19 protein-coding genes are annotated in these 19938 nt (G+C 65.4%); 12 read left to right on the forward strand and 7 right to left on the reverse strand.

Translation table 11 applies throughout. From position 1 onward, the window contains the following. Window positions 1–1055: dihydroxy-acid dehydratase (locus I5M_RS15380; RefSeq protein WP_022722207.1), on the forward strand; the 1055-nt coding region annotated here is incomplete at its 5' end. Between the two features lie 3 nt (window positions 1056–1058). Here I5M_RS15380 and cowN read toward each other — a convergent pair. After that, on the reverse strand, window positions 1059–1337 hold the full coding sequence (cowN, locus tag I5M_RS15385; protein ID WP_022722208.1) for a N(2)-fixation sustaining protein CowN: 279 nt from the start codon (window positions 1335–1337) through the stop codon (window positions 1059–1061). Window positions 1338–1752: 415 nt separating this feature from the next. On the opposite strand from cowN, the gene I5M_RS15390 reads away from it, so the two are divergent. Then, window positions 1753–2991 carry a DUF2778 domain-containing protein gene (locus I5M_RS15390; protein ID WP_031336531.1) on the forward strand — a complete coding sequence of 413 codons (1239 nt, stop codon included), beginning with the start codon at window positions 1753–1755 and terminating at the stop codon, window positions 2989–2991. 161 nt (window positions 2992–3152) lie between these two features. Continuing rightward, window positions 3153–3509, forward strand: a complete 357-nt coding sequence (locus I5M_RS15395; RefSeq protein ID WP_022722210.1) for a hypothetical protein — start codon at window positions 3153–3155, stop codon at window positions 3507–3509. 940 nt (window positions 3510–4449) lie between these two features. Here I5M_RS15395 and I5M_RS15400 read toward each other — a convergent pair. Further along, on the reverse strand, window positions 4450–5199 hold the full coding sequence (locus I5M_RS15400) for an SDR family NAD(P)-dependent oxidoreductase (RefSeq protein ID WP_022722211.1): 750 nt from the start codon (window positions 5197–5199) through the stop codon (window positions 4450–4452). A gap of 104 nt (window positions 5200–5303) precedes the next feature. Between I5M_RS15400 and I5M_RS15405 the strand changes: the two genes are divergently transcribed. The 3 genes from I5M_RS15405 (at window position 5304) to I5M_RS15415 (ending at window position 8488) form a co-directional block, all read left to right on the forward strand. After that, the gene (locus I5M_RS15405) at window positions 5304–5618 is read left to right on the forward strand and encodes a helix-turn-helix transcriptional regulator (protein ID WP_031336535.1); all 315 of its coding nucleotides are present in this window, start codon (window positions 5304–5306) and stop codon (window positions 5616–5618) included. A 194-nt stretch (window positions 5619–5812) separates the two neighbouring features. Further along, window positions 5813–6853: an IS110 family transposase gene (locus I5M_RS15410; RefSeq protein ID WP_022722213.1), complete on the forward strand. Its 1041-nt coding sequence runs from the start codon at window positions 5813–5815 to the stop codon at window positions 6851–6853. A 462-nt stretch (window positions 6854–7315) separates the two neighbouring features. After that, entirely contained in the window at window positions 7316–8488 is a 1173-nt protein-coding gene (locus I5M_RS15415; RefSeq protein WP_022722214.1) for a GGDEF domain-containing protein, read from the forward strand. Window positions 8489–8658: 170 nt separating this feature from the next. Here I5M_RS15415 and I5M_RS15420 read toward each other — a convergent pair whose 3' ends face one another. After that, the gene (locus I5M_RS15420) at window positions 8659–9354 is read right to left on the reverse strand and encodes a UPF0149 family protein (RefSeq protein WP_022722215.1); all 696 of its coding nucleotides are present in this window, start codon (window positions 9352–9354) and stop codon (window positions 8659–8661) included. A gap of 135 nt (window positions 9355–9489) precedes the next feature. On the opposite strand from I5M_RS15420, the gene I5M_RS15425 reads away from it, so the two are divergent. Next, complete coding sequence (locus tag I5M_RS15425) at window positions 9490–9813, forward strand: type II toxin-antitoxin system RelE/ParE family toxin (RefSeq protein WP_022722216.1); 324 nt, start codon at window positions 9490–9492, stop codon at window positions 9811–9813. Window positions 9814–9830: 17 nt separating this feature from the next. After that, window positions 9831–10121, forward strand: coding sequence for a helix-turn-helix transcriptional regulator (locus I5M_RS15430; RefSeq protein ID WP_022722217.1), 291 nt, complete (start codon window positions 9831–9833; stop codon window positions 10119–10121). Window positions 10122–10188: 67 nt separating this feature from the next. Here I5M_RS15430 and I5M_RS15435 read toward each other — a convergent pair whose 3' ends face one another. Next, a complete protein-coding gene (locus tag I5M_RS15435; protein WP_022722218.1) occupies window positions 10189–11088 on the reverse strand; it encodes an NAD(P)-dependent oxidoreductase in 900 nt (299 codons plus the stop codon). Window positions 11089–11180: 92 nt separating this feature from the next. Between I5M_RS15435 and I5M_RS15440 the strand changes: the two genes are divergently transcribed. Beyond that, the gene (locus I5M_RS15440; protein WP_022722219.1) at window positions 11181–12056 is read left to right on the forward strand and encodes a LysR substrate-binding domain-containing protein; all 876 of its coding nucleotides are present in this window, start codon (window positions 11181–11183) and stop codon (window positions 12054–12056) included. Window positions 12057–12268: 212 nt separating this feature from the next. Here I5M_RS15440 and groL read toward each other — a convergent pair whose 3' ends face one another. Both groL and groES read right to left on the reverse strand, forming a co-directional pair. After that, window positions 12269–13912, reverse strand: coding sequence for a chaperonin GroEL (gene groL / locus I5M_RS15445; protein WP_022722220.1), 1644 nt, complete (start codon window positions 13910–13912; stop codon window positions 12269–12271). A 160-nt stretch (window positions 13913–14072) separates the two neighbouring features. After that, window positions 14073–14387, reverse strand: coding sequence for a co-chaperone GroES (groES, locus tag I5M_RS15450; RefSeq protein WP_022722221.1), 315 nt, complete (start codon window positions 14385–14387; stop codon window positions 14073–14075). A gap of 410 nt (window positions 14388–14797) precedes the next feature. Between groES and I5M_RS15455 the strand changes: the two genes are divergently transcribed. From I5M_RS15455 to I5M_RS15465, 3 genes are all read left to right on the forward strand, one after another. Next, window positions 14798–15079 carry an usg protein gene (locus I5M_RS15455; RefSeq protein ID WP_022722222.1) on the forward strand — a complete coding sequence of 94 codons (282 nt, stop codon included), beginning with the start codon at window positions 14798–14800 and terminating at the stop codon, window positions 15077–15079. A 70-nt stretch (window positions 15080–15149) separates the two neighbouring features. Next, a complete protein-coding gene (locus tag I5M_RS15460) occupies window positions 15150–15806 on the forward strand; it encodes a hypothetical protein (RefSeq protein WP_022722223.1) in 657 nt (218 codons plus the stop codon). Between the two features lie 328 nt (window positions 15807–16134). Next, a complete protein-coding gene (locus I5M_RS15465) occupies window positions 16135–18753 on the forward strand; it encodes an EAL domain-containing protein (protein WP_022722224.1) in 2619 nt (872 codons plus the stop codon). A gap of 246 nt (window positions 18754–18999) precedes the next feature. Here the strand turns inward: I5M_RS15465 and I5M_RS15470 are convergent. Beyond that, window positions 19000–19938: NupC/NupG family nucleoside CNT transporter (locus I5M_RS15470; RefSeq protein ID WP_022722225.1), on the reverse strand; the 939-nt coding region annotated here is incomplete at its 5' end.

Genomic DNA, 19938 nt, shown 5'->3' on the forward strand with positions numbered 1-19938 from the left:
CGACGATTCCGGCGCCGCACTCCGAGCGCTTCCGCTCCGCCGAGGAGAGTGGCCGCGTCGCCGCGGCGATGGCCAAGGCCAAGGGGCCGCGCCCGAGCGAACTGTTGACGCCGGCGGCGTTCCGCAACGCGCAGGTGGTGCTGCAGGCGATCGGCGGCTCCACCAACGGCCTGATCCATCTCACCGCCATCGCCGGCCGCGTGCCGCAGCCGATCGAGCTCGATGCCTTCGATGCGCTGGGCCGCGAGGTGCCGGTGCTGGTCGATCTCAAGCCGTCGGGCGATCACTACATGGAGCACTTCCACCACGCCGGCGGCGTGCCGAAGCTGATGAAGCAGCTCGGCGACCTGATCGATCTCGATGCCAAGACCATCACCGGCGCCAGCCTGCGCGACGTGGTCGCGCGCGCCGAGGAGGTGCCGGGCCAGGACGTGATCCGCTCGCGCGACAATCCGATCCGGGGCGAGGGCGCCATCGCGGTGCTGCGCGGCAATCTGGCTCCGCGCGGCGCGGTGATCAAACACTCGGCCGCGTCGCCGAAGTTGGTGCAGCACACCGGCCGCGCTGTGGTGTTCGAATCCGTCGAGGATATGACCCGGCGGGTCGACGATCCGGATCTCGACGTCACTGCCGACGACGTGCTGGTGCTGCGCAACGCTGGCCCGAAGGGGGCGCCGGGGATGCCGGAGGCGGGGTATCTGCCGATCCCGATGAAGCTCGCCCGCGCCGGGGTCAAGGACATGGTGCGTATCTCGGACGCGCGGATGAGCGGCACGGCGTTCGGCACGATCGTGCTGCACATCACCCCGGAGAGCGCCGACGGCGGCCCGCTGGCGCTGGTCCGCACCGGCGATCGCATCCGGCTGGACGTCGCCGCGCGGCGGATCGAGCTATTGGTGGACGACGCCGAGCTGGCGCGTCGCCGCAGCGAGCCGGCGCCGTGCGCGACGCCGCCGGCGCGCGGTTATGCCCGGCTGTTTCACGATGCGGTGCTGCAGGCCGACGAGGGCTGCGACTTCGATTTCCTCCGCGCCGGCGGGCGCGGGGAGGGCTGAGCCTCACATCAGCTTGACTTCGAGGTCTTCCAGCAGCGCCAGGGTTTCGAGATCGCCATTCTCTTCAAGCAGTTCGCGCAGCGTCGGCAAGTAATTGTGGAGCACGCGGAGGTCGTCGAGCCCCTGCTTTTCGCGCAGCTCGGTCCGCTTCTTGTCGAAATAGGCCCAGAACGGATTTTCGGCGGCGTCGATATGGCGTTGGAGGGCGTCCATCACCCGTTGCGACTGGGCCTCCCAGTCGGAGTGTTTGAAGCTGACATAACGATCGAACGAAACCGACATTCCGGGGCACTCCAAGGCGAAGTGCGGGTAAGAAGCAAAGCCAATGCCGGGGGATGCGGGCGGCCTCTTAAACTTTTTTCCGAGGCCGGCAGGGCGAGGGCACAGCGGCGAAATCACTGGTGGCTGGGCACCGGCGAACGCTTCTCCGCCCCCAACACTGCAAAACAACCCCAGATCCCTGGCCTAAGCCATTGATTTGCCTTGATGTGAGGCGAAATCCGCGCCCGATCGCTTTAACTGGCCGTTAACCACAACCGGGTGTTGCTACCGTTGACCGGCGGGTTAGGGTGCTTTTTACTAAAACGCGCCTTAATGCCGCCTCCTCGGTTCTGCCACATCCGTGTGTGGATTCGGGGTCCAAGAGCCGAAGGGCACACGCCGAAAGGCCTGGGGACTAGTACTGGATGCTGAGCGAATGAGCGTGGGGACGGGGGTGCGTGCGCAAGGCACGCTTCGGAGCGCCGGCACGCGGCGATCCTCCAAGCGGCTTGCCTCCAAATGGCTTGCGAGCGCAGGTGTTGCGCTTCCGGTGATCGGCTGTGCGTGGCTGGTCTACGCCAACACCGTCGGCGCCAGCGTCTATCCGACGGTCGGCTCCCCGATCGTCGTCGCCAGCTACGCCCCGTCGAACTCTGCCAAGGCCCCGCCCGAGGCGCATTCCTTCGCCGCACGTTTCCAGCCGCTCGCTGCGGCCGCTGCCGCCGCGCCGCAATTGATGGCTTCGATCGTCCTCAAGGCCGCGATGAAGCGCCAGGAGGAGAAATCGGTTCAGGTCGCCTCCGCTGACCCGAACGATGTCCCGGTCACCGCCAGCACCCAGGCTGCCGAGCCGACCAAAACCGGACATCGCTATTACGCTCTGCTCGATCCCAACTATTCGTTCGGTTTCCTGCCCGATCGGTTCAAGAGGCCGGCACAGAATAATGCCGATGAGGTCGCGGACGTTCCCCCGCAGAAGGCTGACGCCAAGGTCGCGGTCGCACCGGCGCCGGCGCCGGTGAAGCTGGCCGTGGCAGTGCCGCTGCCGCCGGAGAAGAAGTCGGTCGCCGCGGTGGCCGCGCCGATCTCGCGCAATCCCTACAGCCAGGCCGCGCTGGTCGCCCGCGCCAAGGCGGCGATCCTCGCCTCGGCCTCGCACGCCAAGGCCGGCTTCTTCGAGAAGCTGTTCGGCAAGACCGACAGCCCGGCGCTGGCTTACGCCTCGGCCGATGCCAGCGACGTCGCCGATGTCGGCGAAGCCCGCAACAACGCCTTCGCGCCGTCGGATGAGGATCGCTACACCGCCGTCTACGACATCTCGGCCAAGACGGTTTACATGCCGGACGGCACCAAGCTCGAGGCGCATTCCGGCCTCGGCTCGCGGCTCGACGATCCGCGCTCGGCCAACATCCGCATGCAGGGCGTCACCCCGCCGCATATTTACGATCTCAAGCTGCGCGAGGCGCTGTTCCACGGCGTCGCCGCCATCCGTCTGACCCCGGTCGGCGGCGAGGAAGCGATCCACGGCCGCAACGGCCTGCTGGCTCACACCTTCATGCTCGGCCCGCGCGGCGACTCCAACGGCTGCGTCTCGTTCCGCGACTACAACGCCTTCCTGCAGGCGTACAAGCGCGGCGAAGTGAAGAAGCTGGTCGTCGTCGGCAGCATGACCTGAGCCGCTTTCGGCTCGGTAGTCTGCGATCGTCCACGCGTCTCCAAACGGGAGACGCAGATAAGCGATTTCAGCTGCTGCAAATTTGCTCAAGGATAGAAGAGGCCCGCAAGGAACCAGCGCGGGGCCTCCGCGATTGGTCGATCTGAACCGGAGGATCGGCCATGACCCCACGTCTCTTCAGTTCTTTGATTGCGTTCTCTGTTCTCAGCACCGGCGCCGCGTTGGCGCAGGACCAGGGCACGGCGGCCCAGCGCGAGGCCTGTACGCCCGACGCTTTCCGCCTGTGTGCTCAGTTCATCCCCGATGCCTCGCGCATCGAGGGGTGCCTGCGTGCGGCCGGCCCGCGGCTGAGCCCGGCCTGCCACGTCGTATTCTTCCCCGATGAGAACAAGCAGCAGCCGATGCGGACGGCGCGCCGCCAGAGCGGCATGCAGCCGGCGGCCAGCGAGCGTGCGGCCCAGCAGCCGCAGAATATCGGCGGCCCCGAGGACGCCCGCGCCGAGTGGGCGGACGAGTAGGGGCGGCCAGCGCGCCTGCTTCGATTGTCAAACAGCCACGGCCTCGCGATCCCGCGGCGCGATTGCGCTCGGGCTCTGCGATACGTTCCGCCCTCTTCAAGAAGAGGGCGTGCGGAACGCCGGACGCTTCGACGCGTCCGCGGCCTCGTGTGCAAAACAAAAAGCACACGAGTTAGTCACCACGGTCACGCCGGCAACATCCGGCGTTCCGCACGCGGTGGGTGACCGGCTTACTTCGTGCTCTCCCCGGTGGCTCGTTGATCGTCACCGTCGGCCTCCGTTAAGGTTTCCGCAGCCGGTCGGCCACAGCCCTCCACGGCGCCTTGGCTCTTTTGAGGAGCCAGGACCACACGACTTCGCCGGACGAAACAGCGTGGTCGTCAGCGCTTCGCTCGCGGCTCACGTCCCTCGCAAGGAACGCCCTGTCGCTTACTCCGCGCCTGACGCTGCCGCGTCCACCGCCTCCCGCCCCGCGATCCGTGACGATCGCGAAACGCCCCTCTCATCGGGGCGGGATATGCGGAGGATAATCCTAATAGGAATATTGTCAAGAGGTGGTCGGCCGCTTTTGAGAAGGCGTGCGACGGACTGCTGTTCTCGACGCGCTCCATCCTATCGTTCGTCATTCCGGGGCGCGCAGCGAAGCTGCGCGAGCCCGGAATCCATAAGCCCCGTGGGAGTGTTGAGCACGGCGGGGCGATACTCTGCTCAGTCGCAACCGCGGTGGTTATGGATTCCGGGCTCGCGCTGCGCGCGCCCCGGAATGACGAGCGGAGAGGGTGTTTGTGGAGTCATTCCGGGGCGCTCACGTAGTGAGCGAACCCGGAATCTCTGCGTTGCTATCATTTCGGGATTCCGGGGCTGCGCGCCTTTGGCGCGCATCCCGGAATGACGGTGCGCGGCGGCGGGGCGAGGGCGCCTTCGCCGCACGCTGCTGCTGTTACTTCAACCCGCCCGTCACGTGCAGCGTCTCGCCGGTGACGTAGGACGCGCCGCCCGAGGCCAGGAACGCGACGACCGCGGCGATCTCGTCGGCTTCGCCGACGCGGCCGAGCGGGGTGATGGCCTCGATCTGTCCGCGCATCTCGCTGCTGTCGTAGCCGGCCGCCTTGACGCCTTCGGTCACCACCATGCCGGGATTGACGGAATTGACGCGGATCTTACGCGGCGCCAGCTCCTTGGCGTGAATGGCGGTGATGAGGTCGACCGAGGCCTTGGTGGCGCCGTAGACCGACGAGCCCGGCATCGCCAGCGTCGAGGCGCCGGACGAGATGTTGACGATGCTGCCGCCGTCGTTGAACTGGCGCGCCGCCGCCTGCGTGACGAGCAGGAGGCCCAGCACGTTGATGTTGAACTGGCGATGGAAGTGCTCCGGCGTGATCGCGTCGAGTGGCAGCATCTCATAGACGCCGGCATTGTTGACCAGCACGTCGATCTTGCCGAGCGCCTTCACCGTTTCGGCGACGAGCTTCTCGGCGTTAGCCGGCTGGGACAGGTCGCCGTGCACCGCCACCGCCTTGCCGCCGGCGGCTTCGATCTGCTTCACCACCTTGTCGGCGCCGTCCTTGCTGGAGGCGTAGTTCACCGCGACGGCGGCGCCCTCGGCCGCCAGCTTCAGCGCGATCGCGGCGCCGATGCCCTTCGATGCGCCGGTCACCAGCGCCACCTTGCCTTGCAGAGTCTTGGTCATGATCTTCGTCCCTCGGGGTGCAAATGGGTCCATAGTTCCGTAAAACGGTAGTTCGGAAATATGGGACTATTGAACGAGATCAAGGGGCGGCCTATATGTTTTTCATGGTGCAGTTCCTTCACCCGGCCAGACAGGACATCACGCTCGAAGGCGTGCTCGCCGCGCTGGCCGATCCGGTGCGCCTCGGTATCGTCAAGGCGCTGCTGTCGGAGCCGGCCTGCATGTCCTGCTCGGCCGCCGCGCCGTGCCCCGACATCCCGAAATCGACGCTGTCGAACCACTTCCGCGTGCTGCGCGAGTCGGGGCTGATCCAGACGACCAAGAAGGGCGTCGAGCACCGCAACGTCGTGCGCGAGGCGGATCTGAACGCGCGGTTTCCGGGGCTGCTGAAGGCGATTTTGAAGCACGCGGGGGAGTAGGGCTGCGAAGTGGGACGTGCGTCGCGGTCCTGAAGTGCTTACCGCCAGATCGGCATTAGGAGCAGAATCCGGAGTGGGTGGATCTGTTTCCGGGGATCTGCAGTTAGCGCAGGGGTGATGGGGTGGACGGCCCCCGACGGCATCGCATTGTGCCAGATTGAGGTTGTTGCAAACTTCAAACGAGGGAGCCGTCCGTGAACGAGATTATCCGCATTGGGATGGATACGTCGAAGCATTTCTTTCAGCTACACGGGGTCGGCGCCGACGAGCGCGTGGTACTGCGCAAGAAGCTGCGGCGCAGTCAGATGCTGGCGTTTTTCGCAGGTTTGCCGCCAACAGCGATCGGGATCGAGGCCTGCGGGGCATCGCATCATCTGGCGCGGACCCTCAGCGGGCTCGGCCATACGGTGAAGCTACTCGCGCCGCAACACGTCAAACCCTACGTCGGCCGTAACAAGAACGATGGGCGCGATGCTGAGGGCCTGTGCGAGGCGATGAGCCGGCCGCGGATGGAGTTTGTGCCGGTGAAGACCGCCGAACAGCAGGCCGGATTGATGCTGCTCGGCGTGCGCCAACAGTTGATCGCGCGGCGCACCCAGCTGAGCAACGCGATCCGCGGCTACGCGGCGGAGTTCGGGCTGATCGCGCCGTGCGGGCTTCACAAGATCGAACCGTTGCTGGCGCGGATCGCGCAGGACGAGACGGTGCCCGAGCTGGCGCGCGAGCTGTTCGCCGCGCAGGGGCAAGACTACGCGCGGCTGCAGGATGAGTTGACGACGATCGAAGCCAAGCTGCTGGCCTGGCATCGCGCCGACACCGCGAGCCGGCGGCTGGCGCAAATCCCAGGCGTTGGACCGGTTGGTGCCAGCGCTCTGGTGCTGAAGACGCCGGCGCCGCAGGCGTTCAGATCGGGACGCGACTTCGCGGCCTGGCTCGGCCTGACGCCGAAGGATCACTCCACCGGCGGCAAGCTCCGGCTCGGACGGATCACCCGCGCGGGCGACGAGATGCTGCGCAGCGTGCTGATCTCCGGCGCCATGGCGGTGATCCAGCAGGCGCGGCATGGGCGCGGCCGCGCCTCGGTGTGGCTGGTCGCGCTGCTGGCGCGCAAGCCGATCAAGCTGGCGGCGGTGGCGCTCGCCAACAAGATCGCCAGGATCGCCTGGAAGATGATGATCACGCAACAGACTTACGACGGGGCGCGGATGCAGGTCGCATCGCCGCGCGCCGCCTGAGAGATCGAACGTCGGGCAATTAGTCCGACGCTCGAGCCGGAGCTGCAACGGGAGACAGATGGAACGATCGATCGAACCGAGAGGCGAGACAATCCGTGGAATCCATCGGCACACAAAGGCCGGTAGGGTGATTGGAGCTCGCGTCGCGGAAGCCATCTTGGCCAGCGGTCCATCGCGACCGCACCGACAGGCCGCACATATGGATGCAAGCGATCCGATCAGTCCTCAGAATCCCTTGTGGCTCGGGGGCCGTCCACATATGGATTCCGGGCTCGCGCTGCGCGCGCCCCGGAATGACGAAAGATAGGGTGTGTGTGAATAACGAAGCGCTTGAGGCCGGAACCGCGGCTCCAAGACTCCGCTCCGCCGTCATGCTCCGTTCATTGAGGTTTCGTTAACGCTGGCGCGACGATCATACCGCGCTGCAAACGGTTGCTATTGGTTATTAGGAAATCGCGACGAATGGTGCGCGGTATGCAGCTCCCGTCGCCCGTCAGAATTTTGCATCCCGATCCGCGGATTCGCCGTGAATTGGTCGAGTTGCTGTACACGTCGCTGCCTCAGGTGGTCGCGATCGGCGTGACGTCGGTGACCGGCGCGCTGGCGCTGACGCTGATCAGCGGCGACGTCGGCTATGCGGTGATCACCGTCCTGATCCTGGTGATCGGCACGGCGCGTGTGATCTCGCTGCTGCGCTACAAGACGCGGGCGCCGCATCTCACCGACGCGGACGTGATCTCGTGGGAGATCCTGTACTGCGTCGGCGCCTCCACCTTCAGCCTGGCGCTCGGTGCGCTGTCGTTCCGGGCGTTGGGGCTCGGCGACGCGCCGGGCGCATGGATCGCGTTCGGCCTGGCGATGTCGTATTGCGTCGGCATGGTGTCACGCGCCGCAATCCGGCCGTGGATCATCCTGACTGCCTCGGCCATGCTGCTAATCCCGATCGCCAGCGCGGCGCTCATGCGGCCGGAAATCGTCTACAAGATCGGCGCTGCGATGTTGGTGCTGTTCTGGCTCACTTTGCGCGAGGCCGCCAAGCATCTCAGTGCCGCTTTCATCGAACGGCTCGAGGCCAAGCACCGGCTGTCCCGTCAGGCGACGCACGACTTTCTCACCGACCTGCCGAACCGTGCCGGGTTCCTCGACGCGCTGTCGAGCATGAGCGGCCGCTTCACGCTGATCGCCGTCGATCTCGACGGCTTCAAGCCGATCAACGACCGCCACGGTCATACTGCCGGCGACGATCTGCTGCGCCAGGTCGCGCTCCGCCTGAAGGCGTGCGCTGGCGCCAACGGCATCGCTGCGCGTTTCGGCGGCGACGAGTTCATGGTCCTGAAACCCGTGACCGAGGGGACAATCGGCCACGACGAGGCGCTGCAACTGGCGCGAAGAGTCGTGCTCGATCTCTCGATGCCGATGCTGGTGGCGGATCTGCCGGTGCGGATCGGCGCGAGTGCCGGCCTCGTCGTCAGCGACGGAACGGCGGCGAGTTCGGCGGCGCAACTGCTGGAGCGGGTCGACGCTGCGCTGTATGCGGCCAAGCGCTCCGGTGGCGGCTGTGCAGTCGTCGACGGCGATGCCGACCAGCCGATCGCCGCACCTCCGGCGCCGCAAACGGGCCTGTCTGCCGCGTAGTCTAGGCGGTGGACTTGAGCCGCAAGTCACTAACTCACTGCCCGCGTTGCCCTCACCCCAACCCTCTCCCGCGGGCGGGAGAGGGGGCGCGCTGCGATGCGCGGCTGATCTATCGAACTACATGGACCGGCGTCGGAAATTAAGAGCGGCGTGCGGAAAAGCAATAAGCCTCACCCCATGCCGCAGCACTTCTTGTACTTCTTGCCCGATCCGCACGGGCAGGGATCGTTGCGGCCGATCTTGCGCTGCTTCTTGGCGGGCAGGGCCGGCGGAGCAGGAGGCCCCCATTCGATGGTGCGAGGCGAGGGGTCGTTGGCGGTCCGTGCTTTGTTCAGCGCGAGGAGCCAGCCGGTGATCTTGACGTCGGCCGTCTTGGTCAGGGCTTCGCGCTCGGCGTCGGAGACGTCCACCATCATGGAGGAGATATCGACCAGCTGCGTCAGGCCGTTGAACGCCGCGCGCGTGGCCTCGTCGGCATCCTGCAGGCGCTCCCAGTGCTCCGGCCACATGTCCACGGCCGCGCCGAAGCCGTCGATCCACATCTCCCAGACAACGTCTCCGGTGCCGATGCCGGGCATCAGCGGGCGGTAGCGCTCGGGATGGTCGGCGAGCGTCGTGGCGACTTCGTTGTAGTGCTGCATGATCAGCGCGAACACGCGGTTGGCGTGATCGAGGTCGTCGAACGGCGCCGGCTCGTCCGCGTCGCCGCCCCACACCGCCGGCAGCCAGTCGCCGGGCGTGATCATCTCCGGACACACCAGCAACGCGGCGATGAAGCCGTCGAGCTCTTCGAGCTGCATGGCCTCGACGCCGATATCGACGAGTTCGTCTTCGAGCGTCGCGAGATGGGGCGGGAGCTGGGGCATGGGTCGAGTCCGGTCGCCGGGGAAAACGTCTGCGGTATGACCTGTAACAAGGACGAAACGAAGCGCAACCAGGGAGACGCTGGCGACGATGCGTCCGTTCTCGACTGTATCGCTTTTTTGCGATAATCTCCATCCATGCGGTGGGTGGTCGAGACACTCAATCCCACTGTGGACGCCGAGATTGGAGCGCTGCCGGCCGACATGCGGGCGCGCTTCGTACGTTTGGCCGAAGTGATTGAGCAGGTCGGATTGGAGGCTTTGCCGCGCGACAGCGTCAAGCATCTCGAGGGCAAGCTGTGGGAGCTGCGCATGACCGGGCGAGACGGCATTTCCCGCGCGATCTACGTGACGGCCGAGGGCAGGCGCCTGGTCATCGTACGGGCGTTCGTCAAGAAGACGCAGAAAACGCCGCCGCGTGAGCTGGCCATCGCCAGGGAGCGCGCCAAGACGATCAGATAGCGAGTGTGGGAGACGAGATGACGAAGGTCAAGGATCTGCACAAAGCCTGGAGCAAGGACCCGGCGTATCGGGCGGCGTACGACGCGCTCGAAGACGAGTTCTCGGTCATGGCCGCGATCGCCAAAGCGCGCCGCCGCGCCGGCCTCAGCCAGGCNGAACTCGCGCGCCGCATGAACACGACACAGAGCACGTGGGCTCGGCTGGAAAGTGGCCGCGGCCAACCCTCGACCCGAACACTGCTGCGTTTTGCGAAGGCGACGGGGCACCGTCTGAAGATCAGTTTTCAGCCGGTGAAGGTGAAGGGATGATTGTAGGATGGGTTGAGCGACGCGACTCGCATCATCGTCACGAGTCGCCGCATGGGTTTCGCTCCGCTCAACCCATGCTACGCGCTGCTTGGGTGCGCTGCTCCAGCGCGCGGATGACGGCGATCATGTCGTCGTCGCCGAGGCCCAAGGCTTCGGTCTCGGCGTAGAGCGCCGCGCAGTTGTCCATCTGCGGCGAGGCGACGCCGGCTTCGCGCGCGGCCTCGACGACCAGGCGGCTGTTCTTGAGGACGTCGGAGATCGCCGCCTGGCGGGCGAAATCCTGCTGCACCCATTTGGCGAGCTTGATCCTTGATACTTCGCTCGCCATCGGGCCGGCGTCGAGGATGGCGGCGAAGCGCGTCAGGTCGAGGCCGTGGTGCTGGGCGAAGTGGACGGCCTCGGCGAGGCCCGTCACCATGGTGATCAGGAACACGTTGACGGCGAGCTTCATGCGCAGCGCATTGGGGACCGGGCCGCAATCGACGATCTCGCGGCACAGCGGAGCGAGGAGCGGGCGCATGGCCGCGACATCGTCGTCGCGTCCCGCCAGCATGCCGACCAGCGTGCCGGCCTCAGCCGGTTTGCGCGAGCCTGAGACCGGCGCCTCGACGTAGCGGCCGCTGTGCTGCTCGATGTCGTCGGCCAGGGCGCGGGAGTAGGCGGGCCGCATCGTGCCCATCGCCACGACCCGGCGGCCGCCGACACGACGAGCAAAGTCGGGCGAGCCACGCCCGAGCACGCTGTCTGTCGATGGTTCGTCGGCGAGCATCAGGATGATGGTCTCGCACGCGGCAAACACGTCGGCCGCGCCCAGCGCGATGGTGGCGCCGGCATCGGCAAGCGGCCGGCAACGCTCCGCCGACCGGTTCCAAGCGACCAACGGCGTTCCGGCGCGGACGAGGTTGAGGGCCATCGGCAGCCCCATCGTGCCAATGCCGATGAAGCCGATCGGAGCGGGCGCGGTCATGCGGGTCTCTCCTGCTTTGCAGCCGGTGTAGACACCGCAGACACATGTGAAAATTTGATATGTTTGAACTGCGAGTTCAGGAGGCCGAATAGATGAAGCCGCAATTCGACATCGAAGCGCTGCGCACCATGATCGTCGGGGTCGACCTCGGCAGCTTCGCCCGCGCCGCGGTCGAGCTCGGCCGGTCGCAATCGGCGGTGAGCATGCAGCTGAAGCGGCTCGAAGAGCAGGCCGGACATGCGCTGTTCGTGCGCCGCGGCCGCGGACTGGTGCCGACCGAAGCCGGCGACACGCTGCTCTCCTATGCAAAGCGGATCGTCGCGACGCACGACGAGGCGACCCTGGCGCTCGGCGGCGCGGTGGCGCCGCCGACGATCCGGCTCGGTCTGCCGCAAGATTTTTTCGAGGACATCATGCCGAGCGCGCTCGCGGCGTTCGCGCAGCGTCGGCCGGGCGTGCATGTCGAGGTCCGCGCCGGCCGCAACTACGCGCTGGATGACGAGGTGAAAGCCGGCCAGCTCGACCTCGCGCTCGCCTTCGCGGCGGCGGACCGGCGGGGCAGCGGCGAATTGCTGGCGACGATGCCGATGCTGTGGCTGGCGCGGAGCGCGGACGCCGCGCGGATGCACGATCGCGCTGAGGCGCTACCGCTGGTGCTGTTCGATCATCCCTGCCTGTTTCGCCAGACGGCGCTACGCGCGCTCGACGACGCCGGCGTGCCGTGGCGATTGTCGCTGACGACGCCGAGCCTGCCGGGCGTGTGGGCTGCGCTCCGCTTCGGCCTCGGTGTGACGGTGCGGACGGCATATCGGGTGCCGCAGGGGATCGCTGTGGTGGAGAAGGGCCTGCCGGTCTTGCCGGCGCTCGAACTACGTCTGCTCAGGCACGATCATCCGTCGGATGCGGCGCAGGAGCTGGCGGAGGTGTTGCGGGCGACGGTGGACAGCCGGAGCGTCGGGCAGCGCTAACTACACGATGCGCTGAAGCGGGGCGCTGCTCGTAACGAGGTTTTGGGCGCGGTTAGTTGGCTTCCGGAGACTCGTAGTTAGCACGGGGAGTATGGATTCCGGGTTCGCGCTGCGCGCGCCCCGGAATGACGAACGTGAGGGGTTACTTCTGGCTACAACAAAAAGCCCGGGATTGCTCCCGGGCTTCGTTGTCTTTGCGAGGATAGCTGGACTTAGAAGTCCATGCCGCCCATGCCGCCGCCCGGGGGCATGCCGCCGGCGGCGGCGCCACCCTTCTTCGGCAGTTCGGCGATCATCGCTTCGGTGGTGATCAGGAGTGCCGCAACTGACGCGGCGTTCTGGATGGCGGTGCGGACCACCTTGGTCGGGTCGATGATGCCCTTCTTGACCAGGTCGCCGTATTCGCCCGACTGCGAGTCGAAGCCGTAGGCGTACTGCTCCTTCTCGAGCACCTTGCCGACGATCACCGAGCCGTCTTCGCCGGCGTTGATGGCGATCTGGCGGGCCGGGGCGGAGAGGGCGCGGCGCACGATCTCGACGCCGGTCTTCTGGTCGTCGTTCTTGGTGCGCAGCGAGCGCAGCTGCTCGGAGGCGCGCAGCAAAGCGACGCCGCCGCCCGGGACGATGCCTTCTTCGACCGCGGCGCGGGTGGCGTGCATCGCGTCATCAACGCGATCCTTGCGCTCCTTGACCTCGACCTCGGTCGCGCCGCCGACGCGGATCACCGCGACGCCGCCGGCGAGCTTGGCCAGACGCTCCTGCAGCTTCTCGCGGTCGTAGTCCGAGGTGGTCTCCTCGATCTGCGCCTTGATCTGGGCGACGCGGGCCTCGATGTCGGCCTTCTTGCCGGCGCCGTTGACGATCGTGGTGTTTTCCTTGTCGATCATCACTTTCTTGGCGCGACCCAGCATCTGCAGGGTGACGTTCTCCATCTTGATGCCGAGGTCTTCCGAGATCGCCTGGCCGCCGGTCAGGATCGCGATGTCCTGCAGCATGGCCTTGCGGCGGTCACCGAAGCCCGGCGCCTTGACGGCCGCGACCTTGAGGCCGCCACGCAGACGGTTGACGACGAGCGTGGCGAGGGCTTCGCCTTCGACGTCTTCCGCAACGATCACCAGCGGCTTGCCGGTCTGCACCACGGCCTCGAGCAGCGGCAGCAGCTCGTTGAGGTTGGAGAGCTTCTTCTCGTTGATCAGGATGTAGGCGTCGTCGAATTCGACGCGCATCTTGTCGGCGTTGGTGACGAAGTAGGGCGAGATGTAGCCGCGGTCGAACTGCATGCCCTCGACGACGTCGAGTTCGGTCTCGAGCGACTTGGCTTCCTCGACGGTGATGACACCCTCGTTGCCGACCTTCTTCATCGCGTCGGCGAGGAACTTGCCGATCTCCGAGTCGCCGTTGGCCGAGATGGTGCCGACCTGGGCGATCTCGTCGTTCGAGGTGACCTTCTTGGAGTTCTTGACGAGGTCGGCGACGACGGCTTCCACCGCCAGGTCGATACCGCGCTTCAGATCCATCGGGTTCATGCCGGCGGCGACGGCCTTGGCGCCTTCGCGAACGATCGCCTGGGCCAGCACGGTCGCGGTGGTGGTGCCGTCACCGGCGGCGTCGGCCGACTTCGAGGCGACTTCGCGCACCATCTGGGCGCCCATGTTCTCGAACTTGTCGTCGAGCTCGATGTCCTTGGCGACGGTGACGCCGTCCTTGGTGATGCGCGGAGCGCCGAACGACTTGTCGAGGACGACGTTGCGGCCCTTCGGACCCAGCGTGACCTTCACGGCATTGGCGAGAATGTCCACGCCGCGCAGCATGCGGTCGCGGGCGTCGACGCCGAATTTGACTTCTTTAGCGGACATAAGAGGTTTCCCTGAAAGGTTGGAGTTGGCCCTCATCCTGAGGAGCCGGTCCGAGCGGAGGGCGGAGCGGCGTCTCGAAGGATGAGCTGGTTGACGTTGCGGAGCTCACCCTTCGAGACGCCGGCTGCGCCGGCTCCTCAGGGTGAGGTGCGAGCGCGACTTAGGCGGCCTTCTTCTTGGCCTCGGTGCCGGTGATGACACCCATGATGTCGCTTTCCTTCATGATCAGCAGCTCTTTGCCGTCGATCTTGACCTCGGTGCCCGACCACTTGCCGAACAGCACCCGGTCGCCGACCTTGAGGTCGATCGGGATGAGCTTGCCGGCCTCGTCGCGGCCACCCGGGCCGACGGCGACGATCTCGCCCTGCGAGGGCTTTTCCTTGGCCGTGTCAGGAATGATGATACCGCCAGCGGTCTTCTCTTCGGCGTCGATGCGCTTGACCACGACGCGGTCGTGAAGCGGACGGAAGTTCATGCAAGTCCTCCTAAGTTTCTGAATTGATTTCAGAAGTTTAGCAAATTGGCAGTCGCGGGATTTGAGTGCCAGCGCGACACAGTCGAGATAATCGAGCGCCGGAAGGGAGACAAGACCCGTTCGGCAATTTTTTGGCACTCGGCCGGAACAACTGCCAACTTTGGTAACCGGAACTTCGAACGCACCGGCCGGGGCTGCTGGGGCCTGTTAGCAGTCTTCCTAAGTCGCTGCTAATGCTAGTGTTTTCAACACGACGTTAAACTTTTAGGCTTGAGATGGGTTACACGGAGACGTCACACTGGAACCGTGACGTGAGCCGCCGCGAGGCGGGGAAAGGGCAGACATCGGACGTATTCGGGCGAAGGCCGCACACCCACGTTTCGAATGCGTCCGACCATCAGGAGGTTGGCATGGTCGGGAATGGTGCAGTCTCTGAAGACTTCCGCAAGCAGGTGCTCGGCTACGGTCTGACGACGGCCGAGATTCTATACTGGCTTCCCGACCATCCGAATATTCTGCAGACCTATCTCTGGCAGGAATACGATCTGGCCCCCGACTTTCCCACGCTCAAGGGATTCCTGAAATTCTGGAAGCGGGATATCGAAGGTAAGCTTCACGAAGTGAGGGTTTCCCACAACCGGCTGATCGGAGCGTCCAGTTTCGACAGCGCTTATCTGCTGAGTATCAATTAGCAGACTTCTTGCCAGCTCGGCGCGCGATGCGCGCTGAGCTAGTTATTCATTTGAAAAAGTGATTGTCCCAGTGAAGTGGCTGTCTCTCTTCAGGTCCGCTTACTCAAACTGGGCGGCCGTCCTTGGCACCATCATCGCGGTGGTCGCGCTGAGCCATCTGTTGTTGAGGACTTTGAATGCGCCGATCGCCGTGACCCTTGCATGGTTCTTTGCTCAATATCGGAAAACCTTCCATCCGCCGATCGATTTTCTGTTTTCGACCTTTTCGATTCAACCGCCAGCGATAGCGAAAGACGGGCTGGTGCTTTACCTCGCCATAGCAGGCGTTCTTTACAGGGCACTTACCTATCGACAGTTTTCGGACTTATCGCGAGTGGAATTTCGGGCGCTGCACCGGACCCCAGCCGCAATCTGCCTGAAGATGCGAGTTATCCTCGGGACCATCTTCGGGGCGCTGCTTTGGCCTCGCGTGATGCCGAGCGTGCTGCAGAAGCCAAGCATGCTCGTCGTAAGCGATCAGGGCTACCACGGTAGACTGCCGCCTCCGCGTACTCGCGATCCAGCCGAACGCCAGCGGGTCATCAAGGAAATGCTCGACATGATCGGTCCCGGCGCTGCTGTGCTTTATAACGATCGGCAATTGGTGATTTGCTATTTCGTAACCTTGTTGGCTGCCGCCACCGCGCTCGTCAGTTTGAATGGCGCCATTGACCTGTTGGCGGGCTGATTAGGTCATCACCCTGGCGGCAAATCCCATCGTCCCCGGCACGCTGACATTATGCGCGATAGAAGCGGTGCGAGAAGGTCTCCTCTCGGCAGTCGCGCTATGGCAGGGCCTCTCGATGGCCGAGGCCGCCAAGTTTGGCTAAGCGCAGAGCGCGTAAATTTTGATCGGCTTCGAGTCGATCGAGCAACGGACTTCTAACCATGACCCGCCTCCGACGGGTTGCCGGAAGCACAACAACGCTTTGATCATCCTTTGATCTAATAACTAGTCGAACCAAATCTGCCGCTGGATCGCGGCCCCGTATAAACCACAGTCGCCGGGTTCGACGATGCAAAGAGACGACGACAGTGCCGCGGACAATTCGTCCGACCGCCTTACTTCGATCGCGGGCAAGGACGCCATCGTAGTCCTCGATGATCATCAGCACGTGCTGTATTTCAACGAAGCGGCTGCGGCGATCTGGGGGCATGAAAACAGCCACTTGCTCGGAACCGATGCCGCGGCGCTCGGGCTCGGCGATCTGCGGTCGGACGAGGTTGTTTTGCTGTCGCAAGGGCGCGAGACGGTCCGCGGTGCAATCGACATCGGACACCGCGACGGCATCTCGACCCGCGGGACCTTGTCGCTGGCGCGGATCGAGTCGGGCTGCAAAGGCTGCACGATCGCGACTATCCACGACGTCACCGCGGAGATCGAGCGGCGTGAGCGCATGGCGCTGCTGACGTCGATCGCGGATGTCTCGAGCCGTGCTGTGCTCCTGCTCGATGGCGACGAGAGCATCGTCTACACCAATGCCAGCTTCAGCAGAATGTTCGGTCATGCGGCCAAAGAGGCGAGGGGGCATCGCGCCGTTGAATTGCTTGCGGGGCCGCACACCGATCCCGCGGCGTTGCAGAAGCTCTCGCTCGAGACCAGCACAGACTGCTATCGCGAGGCGCAGATACTTCTCTACGACAACAACGGCGATGAGATCTGGGTGTCCGCGGAAGTTCGGAAGCTGCGCAACCCCCGCGGCGAGATCATGCACATTGTCGTGTCGCTGACCGACGTCTCCGAGACCGTCCAGCTACGTTCTCTGCAGCAACTCATCCTGACTGCGCTGGCCGACGAAGTCCCCATCGGCGAGATCGCCGACCGGATGTGCCGCTTTGTCGAACGGATTGCGCCCGACGTGGTGTCGTCGCTACTGCACATCGACGCCCTGGGTTTCATTCGTCCGCTCGGCGGGCCGAGCCTGCCGGACGTTTATTCGGCAGCGCTGGACGGTGTGGCCATCGGTCCCGATGTCGGATCGTGCGGCAGCGCGGCCTATACGGGCGAGCCGGTGCTGGCCATCGATCTCGAGACCGATCCGCGCTGGGCGCCGTTCAAGGCGCTGCCACTGGCGGCGGGCCTGCGTGCCTGCTGGTCGTCGCCGATCAAAGCGAAGGATGGCCGTGTCATCGGCACCTTCGCGTTCTATTTCAAGAAATGCCGCGCGCCGAGTCGCTGGCACGAACGCATCGTCGAGGCTTGTCTGCATCTCGGAGCGCTGGCGATCGAACGTATGGAGGCCCGTGTCCAGATCGCGCGGCTGGCGTACTACGACATGCTGACCGGGCTGCCCAATCGCGCCTGCCTGCGCGATCTGATCGACGACGCCATCATGGCGTGTCCGGCGGGACAGCACGTCGCCTTGGCGTTCATCGACATCGACAATTTCAAGGACGTCAACGACACGCTCGGTCACTCCGCCGGAGACGAGTTTCTCGTGGCGTTCGGTCAGCGGCTGCGCGCGCATATCAAGCCGGGCGATATTCTCGGCCGCCTCGGCGGCGATGAATTCGTCATCGCCATGCCGGGCTGCGACGCAGCCGGCGCCGGCGCCGTCGTAGGGCAAATCGCGCAGGCATTGACGTCGCCGCTGAAGCTCGCGGGCCGCGAGGTGTCGATGTCGGCCAGCATCGGCATCAGCCTGTATCCGGACAACGCCGGCAGCATCGATATGCTGCTGCGGCAGGCCGACACGGCGATGTACCAGGCGAAACGGGCCGGACGCGCGACGAGCCGGTTCTACAGCGACGACATGAACGGTCTCGCTGAAGAACGCATGATCTACACCGCGGCGCTGCGCGACGCGATCGCGCGCGAGGCGCTGGAGCTGTACTATCAGCCGCAGATCCGGTCAGGCGATGGGTCGATGTTCGGCGTCGAAGCGCTGGCGCGCTGGAACGATGTCACGCTCGGCGTGGTGTCGCCGGCGAAGTTCATCCCGCTTGCCGAAGAGTGCGGCCTGATCGAGCAGATCGCGCAGTGGTCGATCCGCGCCGCCTGTCGGCAGATGGCGGCGTGGCGCAAAGCGGGGCTCGATATTCCCACCGTCTCTATCAACCTGTCGCCGATCAATTTCCAGAATCCGGATCTCGCGTCGGTCGTGGCCGACTGCCTTGCCGAATTCGGGCTGCCGCCCGAGGTGCTGATGATCGAGGTGACGGAGGGCGTGCTGGAGAACGAGGGCGCGGTGGCGCTCGATACCATGCAGGCGCTGCGCAAGCTCGGTGTCGGCCTGTCGCTCGATGATTTCGGCACCGGCTATTCGAGCCTGAGCCGGCTCGTGCAGCTGCCGATCCAGGAGTTGAAGATCGACCGCGGCTTCATGAAGCAATTGGAGACCGACAGCAGCGCGCGTGCGGTGGTCACCGCGGTGATCCGCGTCGCCCAGACGCTGCAGCTATCGGTGATCGCCGAAGGCGTCGAGACCGAAGGCCAGCGGGCGCGGCTCGCCGAACTCGGCTGCGATGTCGTCCAGGGTTTTCTCTACGCACCGGCGCTGCCGCCGGCCGCGTTCGGGCGCTGGCTGATCGACTACAGCGCCGGCCGCGCCGCCATCATGATGCGGCGGATTTGCGAGGAAGCCGGGCAGCGGATGCCGGCGGAGCGGAGCGAGCTGTTGCGGCTGTCGAGCTGAGGGGATCGCGCTGCTAACCTCTCCCCGCGCGCGGGGAGAGGTCGATCCGGCGAAGCGCAGCGAAGCCGGGGCGGGTGAGGGGGCGCCTCAACGCGGCCGAGCGATGTTCTGGTCGTTGTACCGCTGCTGATAACACCGGGCCTCTCGGCCTCGCGGAGACGCCCCCTCATCCCACCCTTCTCCCCGCCCGCGGGGAGAAGGAGCGCGCTGTACTCGGGGAGGCGTGGGTAGTCTACGGCAGCGCTGCTAACTCATCACCCCGACGATCGCACCCATCAAACACGTCGTCAGCGTGCCGGAGACGATCGACTTCAGCCCGAGCGAAGCGATTTCTTCGCGGCGCTGCGGGGCCATGGTGGCGAGGCCGCCGATCATGATGCCGAGGCTGCCGAAATTGGCGAAGCCGCACATTGCGTAGAGCATGATCAGCCTGGAGCGCGGATCGAGCGCGTCGGCCGGAAGCTTCGATAGTTCGACATAGGCGATCAGCTCGTTGAGCACCGTCTTGATGCCCATCAGCGAGCCAGCGGTCACCGCCTGATCCCAAGGGAGGCCGAGCAGCCAGCACACCGGCGCCATCACATAGCCGAGCATGCGCTGTAGCGTGATCGGCGCGCCATGGAGGTTGGGCAGCACGCCGAGCAATGCGTTGGCGAGATACACCAGCGCCACCAGCACGATCAGCATGGCGATGATGTTGAGCAGCAGTTCGAGCCCGGCGGAGGTGCCCTTGACGACGGCGTCCATGCTCGACACCGCGATCCGCTCCGGATCGTCGAGCTTGCCGCCGCTTTTCCGCTTCTCGGTCTCCGGCACCATGATCAGGCTGACCAGGATCGCCGCCGGCGCGCCGAGCACCGAGGCGATGACGAAATGCGCCGCGGCATCCGGCAAGATGGGCGCGAGCAGGGTGGCGTACAGCACCAGCACGGTGCCGGCGATGCCGGCCATGCCGCCGGTCATCACCAGGAACAATTCGCTGCGCGTGAGCTGTGCCAGATACGGCCGGATGAACAGCGGCGCCTCGACCATGCCGAGGAACACGTTGGCGGCGGTCGAGAGCCCGACGGCGCCGCCGACGCCGAGCGTGCGCTCGAGCAGCCACGCCATGCCGTGCACGATCGGCGGCAGGATGCGCCAGTAGAACAACAGCGTCGTCAGCACGCTCATCACCAGCACGACCGG

This window comes from Rhodopseudomonas sp. B29, from assembly GCF_000333455.1.
Classification (GTDB): Bacteria; Pseudomonadota; Alphaproteobacteria; order Rhizobiales; family Xanthobacteraceae; genus Rhodopseudomonas.

Coding starts and splice junctions, on each gene's coding strand:
- cowN (WP_022722208.1), bottom strand. CDS start 1,337: ATGTCGGTTTCGTTCGATCGTTATGTCAGCTTCAAACACTCCGACTGG.
- I5M_RS15390 (WP_031336531.1), top strand. CDS start 1,753: ATGAGCGTGGGGACGGGGGTGCGTGCGCAAGGCACGCTTCGGAGCGCC.
- I5M_RS15395 (WP_022722210.1), top strand. CDS start 3,153: ATGACCCCACGTCTCTTCAGTTCTTTGATTGCGTTCTCTGTTCTCAGC.
- I5M_RS15400 (WP_022722211.1), bottom strand. CDS start 5,199: ATGACCAAGACTCTGCAAGGCAAGGTGGCGCTGGTGACCGGCGCATCG.
- I5M_RS15405 (WP_031336535.1), top strand. CDS start 5,304: ATGGTGCAGTTCCTTCACCCGGCCAGACAGGACATCACGCTCGAAGGC.
- I5M_RS15415 (WP_022722214.1), top strand. CDS start 7,316: ATGGTGCGCGGTATGCAGCTCCCGTCGCCCGTCAGAATTTTGCATCCC.
- I5M_RS15420 (WP_022722215.1), bottom strand. CDS start 9,354: ATGCCCCAGCTCCCGCCCCATCTCGCGACGCTCGAAGACGAACTCGTC.
- I5M_RS15425 (WP_022722216.1), top strand. CDS start 9,490: ATGCGGTGGGTGGTCGAGACACTCAATCCCACTGTGGACGCCGAGATT.
- I5M_RS15435 (WP_022722218.1), bottom strand. CDS start 11,088: ATGACCGCGCCCGCTCCGATCGGCTTCATCGGCATTGGCACGATGGGG.
- I5M_RS15440 (WP_022722219.1), top strand. CDS start 11,181: ATGAAGCCGCAATTCGACATCGAAGCGCTGCGCACCATGATCGTCGGG.
- groL (WP_022722220.1), bottom strand. CDS start 13,912: ATGTCCGCTAAAGAAGTCAAATTCGGCGTCGACGCCCGCGACCGCATG.
- groES (WP_022722221.1), bottom strand. CDS start 14,387: ATGAACTTCCGTCCGCTTCACGACCGCGTCGTGGTCAAGCGCATCGAC.
- I5M_RS15455 (WP_022722222.1), top strand. CDS start 14,798: ATGGTCGGGAATGGTGCAGTCTCTGAAGACTTCCGCAAGCAGGTGCTC.
- I5M_RS15465 (WP_022722224.1), top strand. CDS start 16,135: ATGCAAAGAGACGACGACAGTGCCGCGGACAATTCGTCCGACCGCCTT.